The 24,680-nt window shown below is 33.9% G+C and carries 24 protein-coding genes; 14 read left to right on the forward strand and 10 right to left on the reverse strand.

Translation table 11 applies throughout. The annotated features are described in order from the left end of the window. Position 1: 1 nt before the first annotated feature. From glf to MG292_RS07380, 3 genes are read right to left on the reverse strand one after another with little or no spacing between them, the layout of a single operon-like run. A complete protein-coding gene (gene glf / locus MG292_RS07370) occupies positions 2-1,108 on the reverse strand; it encodes a UDP-galactopyranose mutase (RefSeq protein ID WP_264533366.1) in 1,107 nt (368 codons plus the stop codon). Positions 1,109-1,127: 19 nt separating this feature from the next. Next, positions 1,128-2,105 (reverse strand): glycosyltransferase family 2 protein, encoded by a 978-nt coding sequence (locus MG292_RS07375; RefSeq protein ID WP_264533365.1) that lies wholly within the window; start codon positions 2,103-2,105, stop codon positions 1,128-1,130. A 10-nt stretch (positions 2,106-2,115) separates the two neighbouring features. Next, complete coding sequence (locus MG292_RS07380; protein WP_264533364.1) at positions 2,116-2,955, reverse strand: 2,3,4,5-tetrahydropyridine-2,6-dicarboxylate N-succinyltransferase; 840 nt, start codon at positions 2,953-2,955, stop codon at positions 2,116-2,118. A 167-nt stretch (positions 2,956-3,122) separates the two neighbouring features. On the opposite strand from MG292_RS07380, the gene ruvX reads away from it, so the two are divergent. The 5 genes from ruvX to mazG all read left to right on the forward strand — a co-directional run bounded on the left by ruvX (position 3,123) and on the right by mazG (position 7,224). Beyond that, the gene (gene ruvX / locus MG292_RS07385; RefSeq protein WP_264533363.1) at positions 3,123-3,539 is read left to right on the forward strand and encodes a Holliday junction resolvase RuvX; all 417 of its coding nucleotides are present in this window, start codon (positions 3,123-3,125) and stop codon (positions 3,537-3,539) included. Between the two features lie 110 nt (positions 3,540-3,649). Beyond that, a complete protein-coding gene (locus tag MG292_RS07390; RefSeq protein WP_264533362.1) occupies positions 3,650-5,143 on the forward strand; it encodes a malate:quinone oxidoreductase in 1,494 nt (497 codons plus the stop codon). A gap of 159 nt (positions 5,144-5,302) precedes the next feature. Further along, positions 5,303-5,890, forward strand: coding sequence for a peptide deformylase (gene def, locus MG292_RS07395; RefSeq protein ID WP_264533361.1), 588 nt, complete (start codon positions 5,303-5,305; stop codon positions 5,888-5,890). Positions 5,891-5,907: 17 nt separating this feature from the next. Next, the gene (locus MG292_RS07400; RefSeq protein ID WP_264533360.1) at positions 5,908-6,366 is read left to right on the forward strand and encodes a DUF5606 family protein; all 459 of its coding nucleotides are present in this window, start codon (positions 5,908-5,910) and stop codon (positions 6,364-6,366) included. A gap of 84 nt (positions 6,367-6,450) precedes the next feature. Beyond that, the gene (mazG, locus tag MG292_RS07405; protein ID WP_264533359.1) at positions 6,451-7,224 is read left to right on the forward strand and encodes a nucleoside triphosphate pyrophosphohydrolase; all 774 of its coding nucleotides are present in this window, start codon (positions 6,451-6,453) and stop codon (positions 7,222-7,224) included. Positions 7,225-7,227: 3 nt separating this feature from the next. Here the strand turns inward: mazG and MG292_RS07410 are convergent, their stop codons facing one another. Further along, positions 7,228-7,908 (reverse strand): Crp/Fnr family transcriptional regulator, encoded by a 681-nt coding sequence (locus MG292_RS07410; RefSeq protein WP_264533358.1) that lies wholly within the window; start codon positions 7,906-7,908, stop codon positions 7,228-7,230. A 112-nt stretch (positions 7,909-8,020) separates the two neighbouring features. On the opposite strand from MG292_RS07410, the gene MG292_RS07415 reads away from it, so the two are divergent. The 9 genes from MG292_RS07415 to MG292_RS07455 all read left to right on the forward strand — a co-directional run bounded on the left by MG292_RS07415 (position 8,021) and on the right by MG292_RS07455 (position 16,914). Then, on the forward strand, positions 8,021-10,402 hold the full coding sequence (locus MG292_RS07415) for a heavy metal translocating P-type ATPase (RefSeq protein WP_264533357.1): 2,382 nt from the start codon (positions 8,021-8,023) through the stop codon (positions 10,400-10,402). Positions 10,403-10,514: 112 nt separating this feature from the next. Continuing rightward, positions 10,515-10,706 carry a cbb3-type cytochrome oxidase assembly protein CcoS gene (gene ccoS, locus MG292_RS07420; protein WP_264533356.1) on the forward strand — a complete coding sequence of 64 codons (192 nt, stop codon included), beginning with the start codon at positions 10,515-10,517 and terminating at the stop codon, positions 10,704-10,706. Between the two features lie 2 nt (positions 10,707-10,708). Further along, complete coding sequence (ccoN, locus tag MG292_RS07425) at positions 10,709-12,886, forward strand: cytochrome-c oxidase, cbb3-type subunit I (protein WP_264533355.1); 2,178 nt, start codon at positions 10,709-10,711, stop codon at positions 12,884-12,886. A 35-nt stretch (positions 12,887-12,921) separates the two neighbouring features. Then, the gene (locus MG292_RS07430; RefSeq protein ID WP_374507192.1) at positions 12,922-13,077 is read left to right on the forward strand and encodes a CcoQ/FixQ family Cbb3-type cytochrome c oxidase assembly chaperone; all 156 of its coding nucleotides are present in this window, start codon (positions 12,922-12,924) and stop codon (positions 13,075-13,077) included. An 18-nt stretch (positions 13,078-13,095) separates the two neighbouring features. Then, the gene (locus MG292_RS07435) at positions 13,096-13,995 is read left to right on the forward strand and encodes a cbb3-type cytochrome c oxidase N-terminal domain-containing protein (RefSeq protein WP_264533353.1); all 900 of its coding nucleotides are present in this window, start codon (positions 13,096-13,098) and stop codon (positions 13,993-13,995) included. 61 nt (positions 13,996-14,056) lie between these two features. Further along, positions 14,057-15,475, forward strand: coding sequence for a cytochrome c oxidase accessory protein CcoG (gene ccoG / locus MG292_RS07440; protein WP_264533352.1), 1,419 nt, complete (start codon positions 14,057-14,059; stop codon positions 15,473-15,475). A 20-nt stretch (positions 15,476-15,495) separates the two neighbouring features. After that, positions 15,496-15,945, forward strand: a complete 450-nt coding sequence (locus MG292_RS07445; RefSeq protein WP_264533351.1) for a FixH family protein — start codon at positions 15,496-15,498, stop codon at positions 15,943-15,945. A gap of 6 nt (positions 15,946-15,951) precedes the next feature. Continuing rightward, the gene (locus tag MG292_RS07450) at positions 15,952-16,653 is read left to right on the forward strand and encodes a sulfite exporter TauE/SafE family protein (RefSeq protein WP_264533350.1); all 702 of its coding nucleotides are present in this window, start codon (positions 15,952-15,954) and stop codon (positions 16,651-16,653) included. 30 nt (positions 16,654-16,683) lie between these two features. After that, positions 16,684-16,914 (forward strand): HP1242/YdcH family protein, encoded by a 231-nt coding sequence (locus tag MG292_RS07455; protein ID WP_264533349.1) that lies wholly within the window; start codon positions 16,684-16,686, stop codon positions 16,912-16,914. A gap of 56 nt (positions 16,915-16,970) precedes the next feature. On the opposite strand, the gene hemN is transcribed toward MG292_RS07455, so the two are convergent. The 6 genes from hemN to MG292_RS07485 form a co-directional block, all read right to left on the reverse strand. After that, a complete protein-coding gene (gene hemN, locus MG292_RS07460) occupies positions 16,971-18,335 on the reverse strand; it encodes an oxygen-independent coproporphyrinogen III oxidase (protein WP_264533348.1) in 1,365 nt (454 codons plus the stop codon). A gap of 131 nt (positions 18,336-18,466) precedes the next feature. Further along, positions 18,467-20,416: a DUF349 domain-containing protein gene (locus MG292_RS07465; RefSeq protein ID WP_264533347.1), complete on the reverse strand. Its 1,950-nt coding sequence runs from the start codon at positions 20,414-20,416 to the stop codon at positions 18,467-18,469. 123 nt (positions 20,417-20,539) lie between these two features. Continuing rightward, positions 20,540-21,121 (reverse strand): LOG family protein, encoded by a 582-nt coding sequence (locus tag MG292_RS07470; protein WP_264533346.1) that lies wholly within the window; start codon positions 21,119-21,121, stop codon positions 20,540-20,542. A gap of 64 nt (positions 21,122-21,185) precedes the next feature. Further along, positions 21,186-21,935, reverse strand: a complete 750-nt coding sequence (locus tag MG292_RS07475) for a shikimate dehydrogenase family protein (RefSeq protein ID WP_264533345.1) — start codon at positions 21,933-21,935, stop codon at positions 21,186-21,188. A 2-nt stretch (positions 21,936-21,937) separates the two neighbouring features. After that, positions 21,938-23,332 (reverse strand): tetratricopeptide repeat protein, encoded by a 1,395-nt coding sequence (locus tag MG292_RS07480; protein WP_264533344.1) that lies wholly within the window; start codon positions 23,330-23,332, stop codon positions 21,938-21,940. Between the two features lie 114 nt (positions 23,333-23,446). Then, complete coding sequence (locus MG292_RS07485) at positions 23,447-24,634, reverse strand: aspartate aminotransferase family protein (protein ID WP_264533343.1); 1,188 nt, start codon at positions 24,632-24,634, stop codon at positions 23,447-23,449. Between the last annotated feature and the right edge of the window lie 46 nt (positions 24,635-24,680).

A 24,680-nucleotide genomic window follows, 5' to 3' on the forward strand; every position in this document is an offset into this window, starting at 1 on the left:
ATTATAAAAAATCATTACTTTTTTTTAAGGCCGAAGCTATTATTTGGTGCATATCATAATATTTATATTCGGCTAATCGTCCTCCAAAAATAACTGAATCGTCTTTTTCAGATAATTTTTTGTATTGATTGTAAATAGCATTGTTTTTATCATCATTGACTGGGTAGTAGGATTCTTTGCCAGGACTCCACTCGTCAGGATATTCATATGTAATTACGGTTTTCTTTTGTGTCCCAAATTCAAAATGCTTATGTTCAATAATTCTTGTATAAGGAATTTGACTTTCAGTATAATTTATGACAGCATTTCCTTGAAAATTAGTTTGATCCAAAGTTTTGGTTTCAAATTTCAAGCTACGATATTCCAAGCTACCAAATTGATTATTGTAATATTCATCAATTTTTCCTGTAAACACAATTTTATCAGCCAATCGGGTAAGTTCCTCACGTTGAGTAAAAAAATCGACATTTAATCGAACTTCAATTCCGTCTAATAACCCATCAATTAATTTGTTATAACCACCAATTGGGATTCCTTGGTATTTGTCATTAAAATAATTATTGTCATACGTAAATCGAACAGGTAATCGTTTAATGATAAAAGCGGGTAATTCAGTAGCTTTTCTACCCCATTGTTTTTCAGTATATCCTTTAATTAACTTTTCATAAATATCGATTCCTACTAAGGATATCGCCTGTTCTTCAAGATTTTTAGGATTGGTAATACCAGATGATTTTACTTGTTCTTCAATTTTGGTTTTGGCCTCTTCAGGAGTTTTGACACCCCATAATTGGTTAAAAGTATTCATGTTGAATGGTAAGTTATATACTTCATCTTTGTAGAAGGCTACGGGGGAATTTGTATATCTATTGAATTCAACAAATTGGTTCACATAATCCCAAATATCTTTATCATTAGTATGAAATATATGGGCACCATACTTATGTACATTGATATCTTCAATTTGTTCGCAATATACATTACCGCCTTTATGATTTCGTTTGTCAATGACTAAACATTTTTTTCCTTTTTTATGTGCTTCATGTGCAAAAACAGCTCCAAATAGTCCAGAACCTACTATTAAATAATCGTATTGTGATAGCGCCATTGTATTAAATTTAGGGTATTTACTTTTTGAGATAATTCATAGCGCGAGGACTAGTCCAAGTAGATTGAATTATACAGTTAAAATAATAAAGAATTAAGTGTTTTAGGATTAACAAATTTACTTTTAGTTTAGGTATAAAAAAGAATACTAATCCAATTATTGCTAATAATATTTTTTCTACTAGCGTTGAACTAACTAATATTAATTGAATAAGAAAATGGTGTAACCCTTTTGTATGTTCATTAAAATAAACATGTTGTGAAATTAAAACTTCGGTTTTAGTCAAAGCTTTAGTTTTAATATTAATTCTTGAAGCACCCCCGTGTTTGTGTAGTATTGAAGTATTTCTAATTAATCCAACTCTACCTCCTTGATTACTTACTTTTTTACATAAGTCTACATCTTCAAAGTAAAGCCAATATTTTTCAGTCCATCCGTTCACTTTTTCAAACCAAGTTTTACTCATAAAAATTACAGCTCCTGTTGCCCATTCAGGAAAGACTATTTGCTTTTCAGGGTTGTAGTTCTCATTAATCAATTGTTTATTGATTACTTTAAACAAAGCCCTGAATGGTCCAAATAAAGTTCGTAGACTTGGAAAAAATCGAATTTCATTGTAGTGTTTCCCAGATTCATTGATTTGGGTACAGCAAACAATTCCTAAATCAGGAGTTGTAGAGGCAGTCTTCCATAGTTCATAAATAGCTTCTTCAGATAGTATAGTGTCTGGATTTAAAAAAAATAAATAATTTCCTTTTGCAGCTGCTGCTCCTACATTGCACCCATTAGCAAAACCATTATTGCCAGAATTTTCAACAAAAGAAATGGAAGGAAAGAGGTGTTTAAATTCCTCAATCCTTCCATCGCTTGATTGATTGTCTACAACAATTGTTTCCACAGTAAATTGATGGCTATTGATTGAAACAATAGACTGAAGACATTCCTTCAGATCATTCCAACTTTTGTAGTTTACAATGACAATTGAGATATCAACCATTTGATTTGTATTATACTGCTACGTCGTATTCTCTCAACGCATTGTTCAATGATGTTTTCAAATCAGTAGAAGGTTTGCGAGTACCAATGATTAAAGCACAAGGCACTTGAAATTCTCCAGCCGCGAATTTTTTAGTGTAACTTCCTGGAATTACTACAGAACGAGCAGGTACAAATCCTTTCATTTCTTTAGGTTCGTCACCAGTTACATCGATGATTTTTGTTGATGCAGTTAAACATACATTGGCTCCAAGAACCGCTTCTTTACCTACATGAACTCCTTCTACTACAATACAACGAGAACCAATAAAAGCACCATCTTCAATAATTACTGGAGCAGCTTGTAAAGGTTCTAAAACACCACCAATTCCAACACCACCACTTAAGTGAACGTCTTTACCAATTTGAGCACAACTTCCTACGGTCGCCCAAGTATCAACCATAGTCCCTTCATCAACATACGCACCAATATTAACATAACTTGGCATCATGATAACCCCACTAGAAATGTATGAACCATAACGAGCAGAAGCGCCTGGTACCACACGTACTCCTTTTTCAGCATAGTTTCTTTTCAATTCCATTTTGTCATGGAACTCAAAAATACCAGCTTCCCAAGTTTCCATTTTTTGGATAGGGAAATACATTACTACGGCTTTCTTTACCCATTCGTTTACTTGCCAAGAGCCTGTACTGAGCGAAGTCGAAGTATCTCCTTTTGGTTCAGCAACACGTAATTTTCCGGCATCTAATAATGCAATAACTTCTCTAATAGCATTGGTTGTAGCCGTTTCTTGTAATAAAGCTCTGTTCTCCCAAGCTTGTTCTATTGTTGTTTGTAATGAATTCATGGTGTAGTTTGTATTAATTTTTGACAAAGATAGTTTTTTTGTGCAATTGTCAAAAAAGGAACTCTAGGATACATAGTTATCAATTAACTGAATTAATTCATCGTAACTGGAAAGGATTTATGCTGAATTTTAAGTAAATTTACCCCTCCAATTTAAGAGAAAAATTAATGCCAAGAATACTCGCTATAGATTACGGCCAAAAACGCACCGGAATTGCAGTTACTGATGAGCTGCAAATCATTGCTTCTGGATTAACAACGATTCCTTCGGCAACGGCCATTGATTTTTTGAAAGACTATTTCCAAAAAGAAAAAGTAGAAGCAGTACTTATTGGCGAACCCAAGCAAATGAATGGTCAGCCTTCTGAAAGTGCTTCAATTATCAAAGGATTTGTGACACATTTCACCAATCATTTTCCTGATATGAAAGTAATTCGAGTGGATGAACGGTTTACTTCTAAAATGGCTTTTCAAACAATGATAGATAGTGGATTGAGCAAAAAAAAGCGTCAAGATAAAGGCTTAATTGACGAAATCTCAGCAACGATTATGCTCCAAGACTATTTGTCTAGAAAGATGTTTTAATTAGGGATTAAAAAGGCGTTCATTTCTTACGTTTCGACCTGAATTTGTTACAATTTTATGCTGTTTTTTGCAATTTTAAGGAGTATATTTGCACCTTAAAATTTTGAACCATGTCCGATACTACAATTCGAACCAACCCTGATGTAATCCTTATAGGTGCAGGAATTATGAGCGCCACTCTAGGTGTTATTTTAAAAGAACTACAACCTAATATTACTATTGAAATATACGAAAGATTAGATAATGCCGCTTGCGAAAGTTCTGATGCTTGGAACAACGCCGGGACGGGACATTCTGCTTTTTGTGAATTGAACTATACGCCTGAAGCAGCAGATGGGACCATAAGTCCTAAAAAAGCCATTAGTATTGCGGAGTCTTTTGAGGTTTCAAGACAATTTTGGGCGTATTTGGTACAGCAAAATAAAGTAGTTTCTCCAGATAAATTTATTAAAAGTGTACCGCATTTAAGTTTTGTTTGGGGAGAAAAAAATGTGGATTATCTTAAAAAGAGATTTGAAGTATTGCAATCCAATCCTTTATTTCAGGATATGAATTTTAGTACAGAATTTTCGGTGCTGAAAGAATGGATGCCTTTAGTTATGGAAGGAAGAGAACTTTCAGAACCGATGGCAGCTACTAAAATGGATATTGGTACCGATGTTAATTTTGGGGAATTAACTCGAAATATGTTTAACTATCTTCAAACATTAGAAGGAGTTACGATGCATTTTAATAATGAAGTTAGAAAGCTAAAACAACGAAAAGATGGTTCTTGGCGAATCAAAGTACGTGATTTGACAACAGGACAGAAGAGAAGAGTGTATCCAAAATTTATCTTTATTGGTGCTGGAGGCGGTTCTTTACCATTGTTGGAAAATGCCAATGTTCCTGAAGGGAAAGGTTATGGTGGTTTTCCTGTAAGTGGTCAATGGCTAAAATGTACTAATCCAGAAGTGATTGCAAAACATGATGCTAAAGTATATGGTAAAGCTAGTGTTGGTGCTCCTCCTATGTCGGTACCTCATATTGATTCCCGAATGATTAACGGAGAAAAGCAGTTACTTTTTGGTCCTTTTGCAGGATTTTCTACACGATTCCTTAAAAATGGTTCTTACTCTGATTTGCCATTATCAATTAAATCAGACAATATTATTCCGATGGTAATCGCTGGAATTAAAAATATTCCATTGACTAAATATTTGATTGAGCAAGTACGTCAAAAACCAAAAGATAGAATGAATGCGTTACGAGAATATGTGCCCAATGCGAGGTCAAAAGACTGGAAGTTAGAGCGTGCAGGACAACGTGTTCAAGTCATTAAAAAAGACGAAAAAGAGGGAGGTATTTTAGAATTTGGAACTGAAGTGATTACTACTAATGATGGAACTTTATCGGTTTTGTTAGGGGCTTCTCCTGGAGCTTCTACTGCCGTATCCGTAATGCTAGATGTAGTACAAAAATGTTTTAAAGACCAAATGAAAACTAAAGAATGGCAGTCTAAATTAAAAGTAATGATACCCTCTTTTGGACAAGAATTAAATGCTAATCCGGATTTGTTAGCTGAGGTTAGAAAAAATACTGCCGATACCTTGGGATTAAATTAAATCTGTTTCGACTTTAGATAAGAGATTTTAAAAAAATGGTAAATCGTATATTGTAAATCGTATATCGTAAATCGTAATTCAAATATCTTTTTACTATTTTTGCACTCGAAAAAAGAAAATTATCTTTTAAAAGGTAAATGACAATTTAATACAATACGAATGATTTTACCAATTATAGGTTATGGAGACCCTGTTTTAAGAAAGGTTGGAGAGGAAATTACACCTGATTATCCTAACTTAAAAGAAACCATCGCCAACATGTATGAAACGATGTACAACGCCTATGGAGTGGGATTAGCAGCGCCACAAGTAGGTTTGCCAATACGTTTGTTTATTATTGATACAACCCCTTTTAGTGATGATGAGGATATGTCTGAAGCCGATCAAAAAAAAATGAACGGATTCAAACGTACTTTTATTAATGCTAAAATTGTAAAAGAAGAAGGCGAGGAGTGGAGTTTCAACGAAGGTTGTTTAAGTATTCCTGATGTGCGCGAAGATGTCTATCGAAAACCAATCGTAACAATTGAATATTGTGAAGAAGATTTTGTAATGAAAACCGAAGTTTTTGATGGTTTAATTGCAAGAGTCATTCAGCACGAATACGATCATATAGAAGGGATTTTGTTTACAGATAAAATTTCGTCTTTGAAAAAACGTTTGATACAGAAAAAATTAAAAAACATTATTGAAGGCAAAACATTTCAAGAATATAGAATGAAGTTCTTTGGTAAAAAAGGAAGATAATAAATAATAAATATATAATGAATATCGAAAAAATATTAGCTATTTCTGGGAAACCAGGTTTATACGAATTGAAAATCCAAACGCGTACTGGTTTTGTAGCCGAGTCATTATTGGACGGAAAAAAAATCACAGTAAATTTAAAAGCAAACGTAAGTTTGTTATCTGAAATTTCGATTTATACGTATGAAGCTGAAAAACCATTGGTTGAAATATTGATTGCTATTGCCAAAAAAGAGAATAATGGACCTGCTATTTCTCATAAAGAAGATGCAGCTACTTTAGCCGCTTACTTCAAAGAAATCGTACCTGATTATGATGAGGAGAGAGTATACGGTTCTGATATCAAAAAAGTATTGAATTGGTACAATTTGTTGCAATCAAAAGGGTTAGTTACTGATGAAGCGCCAAAAGCGTCAAGTAAAGAAGAATCCGTTACAGAAGAAAAACCTAAAAAAGCAAAAGCTACAAAAGCGTAATTGTTAATTGGAAAATTATTTAAATCCTGCTGAGATCGATTTCTTAGTAGGATTTTTTTATTTTTACCAAAACCAATTTTTACAATGAATTCAAGAGAATCACAACTTCAAGCTTTCGATAGATTGTTAACCATTATGGATGATTTGCGTGCTCAATGTCCTTGGGATAAAAAGCAAACATTACAAAGTTTGCGTCACCTAACTATTGAGGAAACCTATGAGTTGGGCGATGCGATTTTAGAAAATGATTTGGAAGAAGTCAAAAAAGAATTGGGTGATTTGTTGCTGCACATTGTTTTTTATGCCAAAATTGGAAGCGAGACTCAAGATTTTGATATGGCCGATGTGTGTAATGAAATCTGTGAAAAACTGATTCATCGTCACCCACATATTTATGGTGATGTGGAAGTGAAAGATGAAGAAGAGGTGAAACAAAATTGGGAAAAACTCAAGCTAAAAGAAGGAAAAAAATCAGTTTTGGAAGGTGTGCCAAAAGGCCTGCCTGCTTTGGTAAAAGCCAGCCGAATTCAAGATAAGGTTAAAGGTGTTGGTTTTGATTGGGAAGAACCACATCAGGTTTGGGATAAATTACAAGAGGAATTACAAGAATTTCAAGTTGAGGTAGCCGCTGGAAACCAAGATAAAATGGAAGCTGAATTTGGAGACGTGCTCTTCTCAATGATTAATTATGCCCGATTCTTAAAAATCAATCCTGAAGATGCTTTGGAACGAACCAATAAAAAATTCATATCCCGATTTCAGTACTTAGAAAGCAAAGCAGCAGCATTAGGCAAACCATTAATGGATATGACGTTGGCTGAAATGGATGTTTTTTGGAACGAGGCGAAGAAAATGTAGGAGCTACTCTGCCATTTTCTTTAATTTGCCAATTTCTTTTAAGGTGATTTTTTTACCCGATAATTCAATCAAACCTAATTTATTGAAATCAGAAAGTAAACGAATACAACTTTCGGTAGCGGTGCCAATCATACTGGCAAGTTCTTCTCTTGATAATTGTACTTTTAGGCTGTCATCATCATTTTTACCGAAGGTATCGGCTAAATAAAGTAAGGTTTCGGCGAGACGTTCTTTAACCGTTTTTTGAGCCATATTCACGGCATGGTCATCTGCTTCTTTTAAATCGCCACAAATCGTTTTCATGACATTCATAGAAAACTGATTGTTTTTCTCAAAAAAATCCATCACTTCAGATCGTGGTATAAAACAAACTTCCATGTCTTCTAAGGCAATCGCACTTAAATTCACAGGTTCGTCACTAATAATAGAACGTTGTCCTAGTAATTCACCTTTTTTGATGAGTTTAACAATATGATCTTTTCCGTTAGCACTCAATTTAGAGAGTTTGCAAACACCATCTTTGATACAATAAATTCCATTTATGGTTTCGCCTTCTTCAAAAATAACATCCCCTTTCTTAATTGAATATGATTTTTTGCATTCTGAAAGGCGGACTAATTCTTCCTTATTTAAGGCTTTTAAAGAGCTGAATTCTCTAACAATACATTGTTCACATTTACTCATAATATAAAGTAGGGACTTGATTGACTACAAATTTAATGATTATTATGACAAATGTCATATTTTTAATAGGAACAATTGGTGACCTTTGTCACAGGTAAAATGAGCAAAGACTATGGATACAAAAAACTGTTTCCATTGCGGTTTAGAGATTATAGAAAAAGAAGAAATTGTCTTTGATGACAAATTATTTTGTTGCACAGGTTGTAAAACCGTGTATGAAATTTTTAGTCTCAATGATATGACTTGTTATTATGATTTTGAAAAATCGCCTGGAGCAACTCCACAAGATATTAATGGTAAATATGATTTCTTAGATAATGAAAGTATTGTGTCAAAACTGTTGGAATTCGAAGAGAATGCAACCGCTATTGTTTCACTTAACATTCCTCATATACATTGTAGCTCGTGTATTTGGATTTTGGAAAATTTACAACGTCTTCAAAAGGGAATAAGTACTTCTCAAGTTAATTTTCCAGAAAAAAAAGTCCGAATTACCTACAAACCAGAAGAGGTTTCGCTCAAAGAAATTGTCTATTTACTGAGTGGAATTGGCTATGAACCTTACATAAGTTTAGAAAACTATGAGGCAGGCTCCAATAAAGTTGATAGAAGTTTAACCTATAAATTAGGAGTCGCGTTCTTTTGTTTTGGCAATATTATGTTGCTTTCCTTTCCCGAATATTTTGAAGTAAAAGAATATTGGCTCGACCAATACCGTGGTTTTTTCCGTTGGTTAATTTTTGCATTATCATTACCGAGTTTCTTATACTCCGCAAGTGGTTATTATGTGTCGGCCTATAAAAGCATTAAATCCAAAATGCTCAATATTGACATTCCAATCGCGTTAGGAATCATTGTGATGTTTGTGCGCAGTACTGTAGATATTGTAATGGATTATGGTTCTGGCTTTTTTGATAGCTTAACGGGTTTAGTTTTCTTTATGCTTTTAGGGAAAATGTTCCAAATCAAAACCTATAGTTTCTTGAGTTTTGAACGTGATTTCAAATCGTATTTCCCCATTGCCATCACGCGAATTCAAGGCAATTCAGAACAAAGTATCCCTGTTTATGATATTCAAAAAGGCGACAGATTACTCATTCGCAATCAAGAATTAATTCCTGTAGATGGTATTTTAATCTCTGAAACAGCCGAAATTGATTATAGTTTTGTAACGGGAGAAGCTATTCCTATTACCAAAAAGTCAGGAGACAAAGTATTTGCAGGAGGAAAGCAAATAGGTACAATGGTCGAAATGGAAGTGTTGCATTCGGTCTCTCAAAGTTATTTGACACAATTATGGAGTAATGATGTGTTTAAAAAAAAGGTAGTACAAAAACACAAGACCATTACCGATCAAATTTCCCGCTATTTCACTCCGCTTTTGCTTTTAATTGCTTTTGGAGGTTTTGGTTATTGGATTTTCAAAGATGTCAATATCGCCTTTAATGTATTTACTGCAGTATTAATAGTCGCTTGTCCTTGTGCTTTGGCATTAACAGCACCGTTTACTTTTGGAAATATTCTTCGAATTCTAGGTAAGAAAAAATTCTATCTCAAAAATGCTTTAGTAATTGAACAATTAGCGAATGTTGATACCATTGTTTTTGATAAAACAGGAACGATTACTACCAATAAAAAATCAAATATTTCATTCCAAGGAGAAGCGCTTTCAGAAAACAAAATCGCTTTAGTTAAAAATGTACTTCGTGCGTCTAATCATCCATTGAGTCGCATGTTGTATGACTTTTTGCCAGAAACAAAAAGAATAAAATTGGATTCATTTGAAGAGATTACTGGAAAAGGAATTCAAGCTCAAATAGATGAAACGATTATACAGTTAGGGTCAGCTTCTTTTGTGGGTTCGATAGAAGAAAATGAGGTTCAACAAACTTCAGTTCATATTAAAATAAATGGGAATTATTTAGGAAAATATGTTTTCAATAATCAATACCGAGAAGGTTTGGCAACACTTTTTGCTAATTTGAGTCAGCAGTATCAATTGAAAATACTTTCAGGAGATAATGAAGGAGAACGAGAGGCATTAGAAAAATTATTACCGAAAGGAACCGAATTAATTTTTAATCAAAAGCCAGAGCAAAAATTAGCGTTCATTAAAAATTTGCAAGAAAGCGGGAAGAATGTAATGATGGTAGGAGATGGATTGAATGACGCAGGTGCTTTAGCACAAAGCAATGTGGGGATTGCAATATCCGAAAATGTGAATGTGTTTTCTCCAGCATGTGATGCCATTTTAGATGCAAGTGTGTTTCAGCAGCTTCATTCGTTTTTGAAACTTTCTAAAAAATCCATCACAACGATTAAAATGAGCTTTACATTATCGCTATTGTATAACGTTGTTGGATTGTCATTTGCAGTTACAGGGAATTTATTACCTCTTGTGGCAGCTATTATTATGCCCTTGAGTACCATTACGATAGTGAGTTTTGTAACCTTATCTAGTAATTATTATGCCAAAAGAGTAGAAAAGAAATAAAACGATTTTTTATTCTTTTTTTGATTAAATTTAATAGAAATAAGTGTAGTATGATAAATGTCATATTTTTTAAAGAGTACTACAACTAACTTTGTTAACATAATTTTAAGGTATGAGTGTTATTTATTTATTAATCTCGATTAGTATCCTAGTAGCCATAGGTTTTTTTATCGCTTTTATAAGAGCAGTAAAAACAGGACAATACGACGATGATTATACGCCTTCAGTCAGAATGCTTTTTGATGACGAGCTTAAAGTAAAACCAAATAAATCAGTACAAACAATAGAAGAAAAACAAATTTAATTATGGAAATGCAACAATTTTATTACGACAACAAAATTGTAAAGAAATTCCTTTACGCCACCATTGTTTTTGGTGTAGTAGGAATGTTAGTTGGACTTATTCTGGCTTTTATGTTTCTTTTTCCAAACGTTACCGACGGAATTTCGTGGTTGAGTTTTGGTAGATTGAGACCTTTACATACTAATGCAGTTATTTTTGCCTTTGTGGGTAATGCTATGTTTGCTGGGGTATATTATTCCATGCAACGTCTCCTAAAAGCAAGAATGTTTAGTGATTTTTTAAGTAATCTTAACTTTTGGGGTTGGCAATTAATAATTGTTGCAGCAGCCGTTTCTTTGCCATTGGGATTTAGTACTTCAAAAGAATATGCTGAATTAGAATGGCCAATCGATATCGCAATTGCATTGATTTGGGTTGTTTTTGGTATCAATATGATTGGAACCATTTTGAAAAGAAGAGAGCGTCACTTGTATGTGGCTATTTGGTTCTACTTAGCAACTTTTGTAACTGTAGCGGTATTACATATTTTCAACAGTTTAGAATTGCCTATTTCTGGAATGAAAAGTTATTCAGTATATGCTGGGGTTCAAGATGCTTTGGTACAATGGTGGTACGGCCATAATGCGGTTGCATTCTTTTTAACCACACCATTCTTAGGATTGATGTATTATTTTGTTCCAAAAGCAGCCAATCGTCCTGTATACTCGTATAGACTTTCTATTGTTCACTTTTGGTCTTTGATCTTTATTTATATCTGGGCAGGGCCACACCATTTATTATACTCTGCGTTACCAACTTGGGCACAAAATTTAGGAGTAGTTTTCTCAGTAATGTTGATTGCTCCATCTTGGGGAGGTATGATTAATGGTTTGTTAACCTTAAGAGGAGTTTGGGACAAAGTACGAGTTGAGCCAGTATTGAAGTTTTTTGTAGTAGCTATTACAGGTTATGGTATGGCTACTTTTGAAGGACCAATGTTGTCTCTTAAAAATGTAAATGCTATTGCACACTATACGGATTGGATTATTGCTCACGTACACGTTGGTGCTTTGGCTTGGAACGGATTTATGGCGTTTGGTATGATTTATTGGTTGATACCACGAATGACTAAAACTCCTTTATATTCAACTAAATTGGCTAATTTTCACTTTTGGATTGGTACATTAGGAATTATACTTTATGCGCTGCCAATGTATGTTGCTGGTTTTACACAAGCTTCAATGTGGAAACAATTCAATCCAGATGGAACCTTAACTTACGGTAATTTCCTTGAGACGGTTACCCAAATTATGCCGATGTATTTAATGAGAGCTGTGGGAGGAACTATGTATCTTGTAGGAATGTTAGTGTTGGTATATAATATTATTCAAACCGTGAGAGCAGGTCAATCTATCGAAGATGAATTAGCTGAAGCTCCTGAATTAAAACAAATCAGCAGTGGAAGATTAAAAGGAGAAAAATTCCATCCTTGGTTGGAAAGAAAACCAATCCAATTGACAATTTTGGCTACAGTAGCGATTTTAATTGGAGGTATTATTCAAATTGTACCTACAATTATGGTAAAATCGAATATCCCTACAATTACAAGTGTTAAGCCTTATACACCATTAGAATTAGAAGGACGTGATTTATACATTCGTGAAGGGTGTGTGGGATGTCACTCACAATCGGTTAGACCGTTCCGTAGTGAAGTAGAACGTTATGGACCACAATCTAAAGCAGGAGAGTTTGTATACGATCATCCATTCCTTTGGGGATCAAAACGTACTGGACCCGATTTATTGAGAGTAGGTGGGAAGTATAATGACAACTGGCATTTCAATCACTTTTGGAATCCACAAAGTATTTCAGCGGGTTCAATTATGCCAGGATATAAATGGTTGTTTGACAATGAGGCAATGGATATTTCTATGACTCAAAAGAAAATGGAAGCAATGGTTACTCTTGGAGTACCTTATACTCCAGCTCAGGTCGCTAATGCTCAAAAAGATTTAAGAGCTCAAGCTATTACAATTGAAGAGAGCTTGAAAAATGATCCTGACTTTGTGAAAAGTTATGATGAAAGCAAGAAAAAAGCAGCCGCTAAAGGCGAAAAATTTGTTCCAATGAACGAAAGAGAAATCGTAGCCTTAATTGCTTATATGCAAAGATTAGGAACTGATATCAAAGTAAAAAAATAATATAGTACGTCATGTTTGAACAAATAAAACATAATATGGAAACCATCGCCGGAGTTGCGATTTATCCAATACTGTCATTGTTGATTTTCTTTTTATTCTTTGTAGGATTAGGACTTTGGGTTTTCTCCTATAAGAAAGAAAAAATAGAAGAGATGAGCCAAATTCCATTGAATGACAATCCATCATTATAATTTTTTAAACTTTTAAAAATGAAAAAATTAATCCCTGTATATGTAAGAGTTCCTCTTATTTTCTTCGCCGTTTTTGGTGCAATGGAATTTTTTATTGACTCTGGAGACCGTCCTGCTTTTGTGAAATTTCCAATGGTGTCTGTATTCTTATTTGTGTTTCTATTTCTTTTAATTGCAATAGAAATTACAATTAGTGCAATTGATAAGATTACCTATCAATTATTGACTGAAGAACAAAAAGCAAAGTTAGAAGAAGCTACACAATTAGGTTTTAAAGAAAGCCAATGGTATGCTAAAATCATGAAAGCCTTGACCAAGTCAGAACCAATGGAGAATGAAGGTCAACTTTTATTGGATCATGATTATGATGGAATCAAAGAATTAGATAACAATTTACCACCATGGTGGTTGTACTTATTCTATGCTTGTATCGTATTTTCGGTAGTATATTTAGTTCGTTTTGAAATTCTTGGAGCTGATGATCAAGAGACCGAATTGAAAAAAGAATTGGCACAAGCCAAAATTGAAGTAGCCGAATATATGAAAACAGCTCCGGATTTAATGGACGAAAAAACAGTTACTTTAGTTACAGACGCACCTACATTGGCAGAAGGGAAAACCATTTTCGAAACCAATTGTGCTGCTTGTCATAGAGCGGATGCTGGGGGACAAATTGGACCTAACTTAACTGATGAGTACTGGATTTTAGGAGGAGGAATCAAAAACTTGTTCCATACGATTACCAATGGTGGTCGTGACGGAAAAGGTATGATTGCTTGGAAAGGTACTTTGAAACCAAAAGAAATTCAAAAAGTAGCGAGTTATATTATTTCTTTGAAAGGAAGTAATCCAAAAGATCCAAAAGCACCAGATGGAGAAATCTGGGTTGAAGAAGCTACTGCAACACCTGCAAAATAAATAAACACGAACTAAAAGACCAATTTCAAATCTGAAATTGGTCTTTTAAAATTACAGCATAATGTCCAGTTTACAAGATGAGTCTTTTAGAGACAGTATCGGTACTATTGATGAGGCCGGAAAAAGAAAATATGTATTTCCTAAAAAACCTTCAGGTAGGTTGTATGAGTACCGAAAATTAGTCAGTTATTTTTTATTGGCTATTCTTATTGCTAATCCATTCATTAAAGTTAATGGCAACCAGTTCATGATGTTCAATGTCTTGGAACGCCGATTTAATATTTTTGGATTTCCATTTTGGCCTCAAGATTTTTATCTGTTTGTATTATTCATGATTGTTGGGGTCGTTTTTGTTATTCTCTTTACCGTTATTTTTGGGAGGATATTTTGTGGATGGATTTGTCCGCAAACCATCTTTTTAGAAATGGTTTTTCGTCGAATAGAGTATTGGATTGAAGGAGATCGAGGAGCACAAATCCGATTGAGTAAACAAGAATGGAATGCCGAGAAGATTAGAAAAAAAGGAATCAAATGGTTTTTGTTTCTTGTGATTTCTTTTTTCATTGCGAATGTATTTTTAGCCTATTTAATCAGTAGTGATGAATTGCTAAAAATGATTGAAGAGGGACCCGAAAGTCATTTGAGTACTTTAATTGCGTTATTGATTTTTACAGGCGTTTTTTATTTCGTTTTTGTTTGGTTTAGAGAACAAGTGTGCATCATTGCGTGTCCTTATGGAAGATTACAAGGAGTACTTTTGGATAACAAATCGATTAATGTGGCGTACGATTTTGTACGTGGCGAAAAAGAAGCAGGAAGAGCTAAATTCAATAAAAATGAAGATCGTGCTACAGCCGGAAAAGGAGATTGTATCGATTGCCACCAATGTGTACACGTTTGTCCTACAGGAATAGATATTAGAAACGGAACACAATTGGAATGTGTAAACTGCACTGCTTGTATTGATGAGTGCGATACTATTATGGAAAGCGTTGGTTTACCCAAAGGTTTAATTCGTTATGCATCCGAAGACGAAATTGAGAAAAACGCTAAGTTTAAATTTACAGCAAGGATGAAAGGCTACACAGCTGTATTAATTATCTTGGTTGGAGTATTAACAGGTTTATTGTTTTTGCGAACCGATGTAGAGGCAACAATCTTACGTTTGCCAGGTCAATTGTACCAACATAAAGGTGAAAATATCAGTAATATCTATACCTTTAAAATTATTAATAAGACCAATGAAGAATTTAAGGATATTCACTTTAAATTGGTTGGAATTAAAGGGAGTTTGAAGGTAGTAGGAAAACAAGATTTTAAAGTGCCAAAACAAGGTATGAACAGTGGAACTTTATTTGTTGAAATTAATCAATATCTCTTAGAAACAGATAAAACCAAGTTAGAAATTGAGGTGTATAACGGAAATAAAAAAATTGAAACAGCAACGACAAATTTCTTAAGTCCGAGAAGTTTTGATTAGATAACTTAATATTAAGAAAAATGAAAATCAATTGGGGAACAGGTATTGTAATAGCTTTTGGATTATTTATGGCGTTTATTCTCTATTTTGTTGTTGAGGTGCAATCCAATTCAAAATATGATAATGATTTAGTAGTAGAGGAATATTATAAGCACGATGCACAATTTGGAAAAGAAATGGAGCGTATTCAAAATGCTCAGGATTTACCAGAAAAGCCAAAAGTGGAATTGACTACACAAGGAGCTCAAATAACATTTCCAGTGACTTTTGTTCCTACTAAAATAAAAGGAAAAGTATCCCTTTACAGGCCATCTAACAAGAAAATGGATTTTGAAGTGCCAATTTCGATTTCTGAACCAACTTTGCTCGTACCTAAAAAAAGTTTGGTAGGTGGCCGTTGGGATATTAATATGGAATGGCAATACGAAGGGAAATCGTATTTATCTAAAGAAACCATCTATATTAATTAGCCGTTTATGTTGTATTCTGCTTTCATCTTTGGTCTAATTAGTAGCTTGCATTGCATTGGAATGTGTGGGCCAATTGCCATGATGATCCCAGTAGATAGTACTAATCCAACAAAAAAAGCGACTCAAATTATAACGTATCATCTGGGTCGTTTGGTAGCTTATGCTACAATCGGATTGCTTTTTGGTTTGGTAGGAAAAGGTTTTTTTTTAGCAGGAATTCAACAAAGATTATCCATATTTATTGGCGTAGCAATGATTATAACTATTCTAACTCCCGAAAGAGTTTTGGCCAATTATAATTTTTCTAAACCAGTATATCGATTAATTTCAAAGATTAAAATGGCCTTAGGAAAACAATTTAAAAATAGAAGTTACCAATCATTGTTTACCATTGGCGTATTAAATGGGTTTCTGCCATGCGGTATGGTGTATGTGGCTTTATTTGGTGCCATTGCTATGCAAAATGTATCTTTAGGTATAACCTATATGTTGCTTTTTGGATTGGGCACTATTCCGATGATGAGCAGTGTGACGTATCTCAATTCTTTTATGACTCTTTCATTTCGCAATAAGGTTCAAAAAGCGATTCCTTATGTTGGAGTTATTATTGGTGTTTTATTTATACTACGCGGATTGGGATTGGGAATTCCATACATTTCACCGGCTAAAATGAGTTTATTTGTTCAAGAAACACCCAATTGTCATTAATAAAAATTAGAATTTAAATTATTATAAAAAATGGAAAGACACGATTTATTACACGAATTACCAGAGTACCAAGATAGAATTCATCAATTGAAAGTGAATAATGCACATTTCAGAAAAGTTTTTGATGACTACCACGAATTAGAGCATGAAATTCATAGAATCAATACAGGAGTGGAAACAACTACTGATGAACATTTACATCAATTGAAAGCTAATTTATTGTTTATGAAAGATGAATTAGTATCGATTATTAAAAGTTAGATTATTTCTATAGGAATAAAAAAGCACACTTAATAGTGTGCTTTTTTATTATTCTTTTAAATTGTCATTGAAAACAAAGCAGTATCAGGTGCTTTTCGTTTTAAAAGTAAGTCAAATGCCATACAAACATTACGAACAAATGGTTTTCCGTCTTCTGTTACTCTCATCCCATTTGAAATAAATTCAATGAGTCCATCTTTTTCCATTTCTTTTAATTGAATTACTATTTCGGGAATTTCATTAAAGTAGTTTTTTGGATTGGCCCAAGAGGTTTCAAATTGGCACATTAAATTCAAAATATGTCTTCGGATGATTAAATCTTCTTCAGTCAATAGATGGCCTCTAAATACAGGAATAGTATTGGTGTCTAAAAATTGGTAATATTCTTCTATAGTTTTTACATTTTGAGCAAAGCTGTACCAACTATCACTAATAGACGAAACACCTAAACCAATCATCAATTGCGTTTTGGAAGAACTGTATCCCATAAAATTACGATGTAGTTTGCCTACTTCAAAGGAATGAAATAAACTATCGGTTGTTAAAGCAAAATGATCCATCCCAATTTCGTGATAGTCATTTTCGTAGAGTAATTCTTTGCCTATTTCGTAGAGTTCCCGTTTTTTATCATCTTTAGGAATGTCCTCATCATTGAATCCGCGTTGCCCATTTCCTTTTATCCAAGGCACATGGGCATAGCTGTAAAAAGCTAAACGGTCAGGTTGTAACGACTTGGTTTTCTCAATAGTATCAATCACATCCTCTTTTTCTTGGAAAGGTAGTCCAAAAATAATGTCATGACCTATTGAAGTATAGCCAATTTCTCTAGCCCACAAAGTTACTTTAGCAACATTTAGAAAGGGTTGGATGCGGTGAATGGCTTTTTGTACTTTTTCAGAATAATCTTGAACTCCAAAACTTACTCGTCTAAAACCCAGATCATATAATTTTTGCAGCTGTTCTCGGGTGGTATTATTAGGATGTCCTTCAAAACTAAATTCATAATCGGAGGCTTTATTTGCTTTTGCAAAAATTCCATTGATAAGTATCTCTAAATTTTCAGAAGAGAAAAAAGTAGGTGTTCCTCCACCCAAATGAATTTCTTTAATATTGGGTCTTTCGCCAAGAATATCGCAATATAAATCCCATTCCTTTACAACGGCTTTGATGTAAGGGTTTTCTACTTCGTGATTTTTAGTTATTCTTTTGTTACAACCACAAAAAGTACACATGCTTTCGCAAAAAGGGAGATGAATATACAAACTAATTCCTTCTGTTGAATTACTTTCTACAAATGATTTTTTAAGAGTGCTTAACCAAATTTCATATGTAAAATCACCTTCATTCCAATACGGAACGGTCGGGTAACTGGTGTACCTTGGTCCAGGGACATTGTACTTTTGAAGTAGTGAATTAGTCATAATAAATTCATTTGAAAGTTCAAAAGTAAGCGGACCTTCGATGAATTAAAATGATAATTATCATTCCGTTACATTTTGGCATAAAAAAACCTCAATCTTTTAAATTGAGGTTGTAAGTATAAAGATAAAAGCTATTCCTGTTTTAGATTGCGTAATTGTTTCAATTTTTCTTTCCAAACTTCTAGATTTTCTTTATGAATGGCGATGTTCTTGCGAACTTCCAATACAATTGAATTTTCTTTTTTGGCATTTTTAGTATTGGTAAAAAACTGAATATTATTCTCTAATTGAAAAATTTCATTTTGTATTTCTTCAATTTTACGAATCAAAAATATTTTTTCGCTTTCTAATTTACGAGTATCATTACTTTCAGACAATTGATCCATTCGGTTAGTAAAACGCATCATATCAGAATCTTTTTTACTCAAACTTAATTTTTCAAAAAGGGCGTCTAATATTTTATTGAATTTACCTTCAATGTGACGTCTACCAAAAGGAACTTTTCCTAAACTTTTCCAGTGTTGAATATGCGATTTAATTCCTTCTAAATCCGTTTTATGATCTCCAGTTAACTGGAAAGATCTCAAGGTTTCTAAATAAGCTTTTTTGTTTTCAAAAGCAGCAACTTCTTCACTATTTTCCTCGTTTTTGTGTTCTTTTAATTTGTCAAAATAATGGTTGCAAGCCTCTCTAAATTCTTTCCAAATACTATCGGAGTATTTTCTAGGAACATGGCCAATTGTTTTCCATTCTTCCTGAATTTGTTTCATAATTGGAGTAGTAGAAGCAAAATCTGTATTTTCTTGTAACGCTTTTGCTTTGGCTACCAAAGCTTGTTTTTTACTCAAATTATCGTTTTGATCTTTTTTGATTTCTTTATAAAACGAATTTTTGAACGAATTAAAATTACGCACAGCTGCTTTAAAGGCTGCCCAAGTAGCTTCGCTCACCTCTGCAGGGACTTTACCTGCTGCAAAAAATGCTTCTCTAAGAGCTTCTACCTTTTCTATTTGTGTTAACCATTGTGTGTGAGCATTAACTTTTTCAGTAGCCAACACCTCAATTTGTGCAATAATTTCTTTTTTCTTAGCTAGATTATCAACTTCGGCACTTCTTAGTTTTTCAAATAATAATTCACGTTTGTCGTGCATCTGTTTGGTTAAATCACTAAATTGATTCCAAATTTCTTCACGATATTCTCTAGAGACAGGCCCAATTTCTTCTTTCCAAATGCGGTGTAAATCCTGTAATTCACGAAATGCTTTGTTAATATCTTCTTCTTTGATTAGTTCTTTTACACGAGCTACAATTTTTTGTTTTTGCTCTAAATTATGTTTGAAATCAATATCTCGTGCCTCGCGATCCAAGTGCAAATAATCATAGAAATTTTCTACGTGAAAATGATAGTTATTCCAAACATGATTGTATTTATCTTTTGGAATTGGTCCTGCATTTTTCCAACGCTCTCTTAAATCATTAAAATGTTTTAATATGTCTTTAATGTTGGCTTGGGGATTAATCAATTCTTTTAACTCCTCAACAATAGCTAAACGGTTTTCTAAATTGTTTTTTAAACTCGTTTGTAAATTTTTGAAGTGTTCGTTTTTATGGTTTCTGTAAACAGAATAGATGTTGTCAAATTTCGATTTGAGAGGGAAATGGTATTGGAATTCCTCATTTGGGTCTTGGTTTTCAGCAAGAAATTCCTCTTTTTTCTCCTCGATAAAGTGGTTGTATTTGGCTAAAAAAGCTTTTTTGATCTCTTCGACATGGTCTTTGATTGACGCTACTTTTTCGTTAGAAACTAAGGAGTTTAATTCCTCTACAAGTGCTTCCATAGACAAAGCTTCGTAATCTTGCATCGGAATGTCGTGACGTTCTTTTAAACTTTCGTCCTCGCTTTCCTCAGCATTGGTATCGGCAATAGCCTCAATAATTGATTGATTCAAATTGGCTTCGGGTGCCGCTCCAATTGGTTCTACATTAGTTTCAGGTGTTTCAACTGTTGTAGGTGTTGATTCTTTAGAATCAGTAAGGTTTCCATCTGCTTCAAGCAGGTTATCATTCTTTTCTTCTAACATTTTTTCAATGTATAAGGTTACTAAATTATTCCAGTCGAAAGATACTAAACCGCTTTTGAACTACAAAATAAATCCCTTATTTATCATCGTTTTAGGTTAAAAAAAGTTAGAATTAAATTTCGATTATATCAATTCTGAATTAATCCATTTTCCAACTTTTGGTGCAATATAACACTCCATTTTGTCGAGAAGATCATCTATATTATTACTAATGATTAGCATTTCTTGATTTATCTCTTTTAGAAATCCTTTGCTGACCATAGTTTCAACTAAAGTTATTAAAGCATCAAAATATCCATCTACATTCAAAACAGCAATAGGTTTTTGATGCAGGCCTAATTGCGCCCATGTAAGCATTTCAAAAAACTCTTCCAATGTTCCATATCCTCCAGGTAAGGCGATGACTCCATCACATAATTCATTCATCTTTGCTTTTCTTTCATGCATGCTTGCTACAATGATTAATTCAGTTAGGCTATCGTGAGCAATTTCTTTGGATTTTAAAAAATCAGGTAATACACCAATAACTTTTCCATTTTCGCTTAGTGCCCCATCTGCGAGAGCTCCCATTAATCCAACATTGGCTCCACCATAAATTAGTTCAATATTTCTTTTTGCCAAAGTTTTTCCAAGTATACTTGCTTGTGATCGATAAACATCAGCAGTTCCTGAACTGGAACCACAAAACACAGTTATTCTTTTCATTGAGGTTGATGAGTAATTTTATAAATACAAAAATGGGTTTCGATGTATTAAGCTTGAATTTACATCATTTATTCCAAATCGTCCACGCTTTCTCTGCTTGGAAAATGAGCATATCCAATCCATTTTTGGTTTTTGCTCCTTGAAGCTGAGCTTTTTTCAAAAATTGGGTTTCGGCAGGATTGTAAATCAGGTCGTAAGCAATGTGTTTTTTGGTAAAAAACTCATACGGAATTTCAGGATAGGCATCGGTGTTAGGGCTGGTGCCTACGGGAGTAGAGTTAATTACAATTTGGTATTCGTCAAAAATTAAATCCGTAATTTGGTTGTAACCCAAAACGGTTTCACTCGCTTGTCTTGAGACGAAAGTATACTCAATTCCTAATTCGTCTAAGGCAAAAGCCACCCCTTTGGAAGCGCCACCAGTTCCTAAAATTAAGGCTTTCTTATGGTGGGATTCTAGCAAAGGTTCTAACGATTTTTGGAACCCATAATAATCAGTGTTGTACCCTTTGAGTTTACCTTTTTTGGTGAATTTAATGGTATTAACTGCTCCAATTTTAGCCGCTTTTTTAGATAATTTGTCTAAAAATGGCAAAACTGCTTCTTTGTACGGAATGGTAACATTCATTCCACTCAAATGGTCGTTGTTTTTTATTATATCCAAAAAAGATTCGATTGTTGGAATATCAAAATTTTCGTAAGTATATCCTTCTAAATTTTCTTTTTCAAATTTATCCGTAAAATAACCTCTAGAAAACGAATAATTGATATTGCGTCCCAGTAAACCAAAACGTTTTTTAATAGGTGGCGTCATGTTTATTTTTTGTGTTTGGCAATATAATTTTGAACTTTTTTTTCCTCCCAAACCATTGGGAATAAGTCTTCAATAAGAATGTAATTGTCAGAGTTCAAACGCAAACCATTACTTAAATGAAATTTAGCTTTAGTGGTGTCTTGAATCATGAAATACAATCCAGCTAAACGGTATTCGATTTCGTTTTCTTCAGGGAAATATTCAGTAGCTTGTAATAGAGTTTGAATGGCATTATCAAATTCGCCTAAAAACTGAAGAATATCGACCCAAAACAACCAAGTGTCTAATTGATAGTCTCCAAATTCAACTGCTTTGCGGTAACCAAATTCAGCTTCTTCAAAGAAATTCATCTGTTTGTTGATAGTAGCATAGCGCTTCCAGTACATTTGATTTTGGTTGTCAATAGCTAATGCTTTATTAACATAGAACAATGCTTTTTGGAAGTTTTTTTCACGAACGTAAAAATCGGTGATTGCAATCCACCCTTTGTCTAAAAGTGGGTCTTCGTGAACTGTTTCATTATAATATTTAATTGCTAAAGCGGTATTTCCCAATCTTTCATGGCATTTTCCAATGCGTAGCAGGGCATAGGAAGTGGCATCGTCTAATTCAATAGTTCTTTCATAACTTTCAATAGCCTCTTCGTAACGTTTTAAGCGTTCCAAAGCTTTGGCTTTTTCCATGAAAGCACCCATGAATTCGTCATCAATTAAAGTAGCATAGTTGAAAGCACGAATGGCTTCTTCATATTCTTTTAATCCGTAATGCAAACGTCCCACTTGGTGCCACGCTATTTCACTGTACGGATTTCTATCGATGTATTGATTTAAGTATTGAATGGCTTCTTTGTTTTGATCCAAAAATTCAAAGCAATAGACTACGTTATACAAAGCTGATTGATCCTCTATGTCTTCTTCGAGGCATTTGATGAAACTGTTTTTTGCCATTTCTAAATTGTCCATAAAAAGATATTCCATCCCAATTAAGTTATAGACATCAGCATAATCATCAGTATATTTTAAGGCAATTTGTAAGAGTTCAACGGCTTTTTCGTGTTGATCTCTTTTGGAACAAATATTGGCTTTTTGAATGTAAATTTCTTCGTTATTCGGTTCAATGGCATACAACTCGTTTAGCATTTTATCAGCCAAATCTAATTGGTCTTCATAAACCAACATTTCAACTTGAACCAATTTTAATCCAGTAGATTTTGGGTGTTGTTCTAAGGCTAATTTTAATGCTTTTTTGGCCAAAGAAGTTTTTCCCGTATCGATGTAGTGAAGGATGATTTCTTCAAATTCCTCGGAATCAAAAAATAAGACTTTATTAGTCTTTAACATTGACTCAAATTTGGAAAGAGATAAGTTGTAATCTTCTTCTTCGTTGCTTAATTGCATACTGTTTTGTTTTTGAATTTGGCCTAAATAAAATTAGGAAAATAGAATTATTGCATGAGAAAAAGCAAGAATTGTTGTGAACAATTTAATTAACAAAAAGTAAGTTGAAATATACTATAATTTTTTAGCAACTTCGTCCATCACTTCAAGTAAGATGGCGCAACCTTCTCGTATTTCTTCTTCAGAAATAGTCAATGGAGGTGTAATTCGAATCGCGCAACCTTCAAAAAGCAACCAGAATAAAATCAATCCTCTGTCTTGACATTTTAAAATAACTTCATTGGTAATATCGGCGTTTTTTGTCATAGCTGCCAACATTAATCCTTTTCCTCTTACTTCTTCTATTAAAGGATGTACCAAGAGTGATCGGAATAGCTTTTCTTTTTCCAAAGCTTCAGTCATAAGAGAAGTCTCGGTAATTTCTTTTAAGGTAGCTAAACAGGCTGCCGCTATGACAGGGTGTCCGCCAAAAGTAGTGATGTGTCCTAATTTTGGGTCATGACTTAATAAATCCATCATAGCTGCCGAAGCGGTAAACGCCCCAACCGGCATTCCGCCTCCCATACCTTTTCCCATGACTACAATATCAGGAACGACATCATAATTTTGGAAACCAAAAAGTTTTCCAGTTCGTCCAAAACCAGGTTGGATTTCGTCCAAAATTAGCATCGCACCGACTTCGTCGCAACGTTGACGCACTTTTTTGAGAAAATCATTTTCAGGTTGGATGAATCCAGCACCTCCTTGAATGGTTTCAAGTAGGATTCCAGCTGTTTTAGTAGTGATTTTGTCTAAATCGGCTTCGTTATTGAAAGTGATGAATTCGACATCAGGAATTAAGGGTCTAAAAATTTGTTTGCGTTCTTCAAATCCCATGACACTCATAGATCCCATGGTGTTACCGTGGTACGCATTGTGACACGAAATCAATTGGCTACGACCTGTAACACGACGGGCTAATTTTAATGCCCCTTCAATTGCTTCGGTTCCCGAGTTAACTAGGTAGGTTTTGTTTAAAGGTTCGGGCAGGAGCGAAGCCATTAGTTTGCAATACTCCACTGCCGGACTTTGCGAATATTCGCCATATACCATCACGTGCGAATACAAATCCAATTGGTCTTTAATGGCTTGGTTGACTCTTGGATGCTGGTGTCCTAATGAACAAGCAGAAACACCTGCTACAAAATCCAAATAACGGTTATTGCTGGTATCGTAAATGTACGATCCTATAGCATGCGACACCTCCATTCCTAAAGGATAAGGAGATGTTTGTGCTTGGTATTGTATAAAATCGTTGTTCACTGTATGAATTTTTAATTGCTCTTGAAATTGAAATTTGATTCTTTCG

The sequence above is a fragment of the Flavobacterium keumense genome (assembly GCF_029866485.1).
Taxonomy (GTDB): domain Bacteria; phylum Bacteroidota; class Bacteroidia; order Flavobacteriales; family Flavobacteriaceae; genus Flavobacterium; species Flavobacterium keumense.

Coding starts and splice junctions, on each gene's coding strand:
- glf (WP_264533366.1), bottom strand. CDS start 1,108: ATGGCGCTATCACAATACGATTATTTAATAGTAGGTTCTGGACTATTT.
- MG292_RS07375 (WP_264533365.1), bottom strand. CDS start 2,105: ATGGTTGATATCTCAATTGTCATTGTAAACTACAAAAGTTGGAATGAT.
- MG292_RS07380 (WP_264533364.1), bottom strand. CDS start 2,955: ATGAATTCATTACAAACAACAATAGAACAAGCTTGGGAGAACAGAGCT.
- ruvX (WP_264533363.1), top strand. CDS start 3,123: ATGCCAAGAATACTCGCTATAGATTACGGCCAAAAACGCACCGGAATT.
- MG292_RS07390 (WP_264533362.1), top strand. CDS start 3,650: ATGTCCGATACTACAATTCGAACCAACCCTGATGTAATCCTTATAGGT.
- def (WP_264533361.1), top strand. CDS start 5,303: ATGATTTTACCAATTATAGGTTATGGAGACCCTGTTTTAAGAAAGGTT.
- MG292_RS07400 (WP_264533360.1), top strand. CDS start 5,908: ATGAATATCGAAAAAATATTAGCTATTTCTGGGAAACCAGGTTTATAC.
- mazG (WP_264533359.1), top strand. CDS start 6,451: ATGAATTCAAGAGAATCACAACTTCAAGCTTTCGATAGATTGTTAACC.
- MG292_RS07410 (WP_264533358.1), bottom strand. CDS start 7,908: ATGAGTAAATGTGAACAATGTATTGTTAGAGAATTCAGCTCTTTAAAA.
- MG292_RS07415 (WP_264533357.1), top strand. CDS start 8,021: ATGGATACAAAAAACTGTTTCCATTGCGGTTTAGAGATTATAGAAAAA.
- ccoS (WP_264533356.1), top strand. CDS start 10,515: ATGAGTGTTATTTATTTATTAATCTCGATTAGTATCCTAGTAGCCATA.
- ccoN (WP_264533355.1), top strand. CDS start 10,709: ATGGAAATGCAACAATTTTATTACGACAACAAAATTGTAAAGAAATTC.
- MG292_RS07430 (WP_374507192.1), top strand. CDS start 12,922: ATGGAAACCATCGCCGGAGTTGCGATTTATCCAATACTGTCATTGTTG.
- MG292_RS07435 (WP_264533353.1), top strand. CDS start 13,096: ATGAAAAAATTAATCCCTGTATATGTAAGAGTTCCTCTTATTTTCTTC.
- ccoG (WP_264533352.1), top strand. CDS start 14,057: ATGTCCAGTTTACAAGATGAGTCTTTTAGAGACAGTATCGGTACTATT.
- MG292_RS07445 (WP_264533351.1), top strand. CDS start 15,496: ATGAAAATCAATTGGGGAACAGGTATTGTAATAGCTTTTGGATTATTT.
- MG292_RS07450 (WP_264533350.1), top strand. CDS start 15,952: ATGTTGTATTCTGCTTTCATCTTTGGTCTAATTAGTAGCTTGCATTGC.
- MG292_RS07455 (WP_264533349.1), top strand. CDS start 16,684: ATGGAAAGACACGATTTATTACACGAATTACCAGAGTACCAAGATAGA.
- hemN (WP_264533348.1), bottom strand. CDS start 18,335: ATGACTAATTCACTACTTCAAAAGTACAATGTCCCTGGACCAAGGTAC.
- MG292_RS07465 (WP_264533347.1), bottom strand. CDS start 20,416: ATGTTAGAAGAAAAGAATGATAACCTGCTTGAAGCAGATGGAAACCTT.
- MG292_RS07470 (WP_264533346.1), bottom strand. CDS start 21,121: ATGAAAAGAATAACTGTGTTTTGTGGTTCCAGTTCAGGAACTGCTGAT.
- MG292_RS07475 (WP_264533345.1), bottom strand. CDS start 21,935: ATGACGCCACCTATTAAAAAACGTTTTGGTTTACTGGGACGCAATATC.
- MG292_RS07480 (WP_264533344.1), bottom strand. CDS start 23,332: ATGCAATTAAGCAACGAAGAAGAAGATTACAACTTATCTCTTTCCAAA.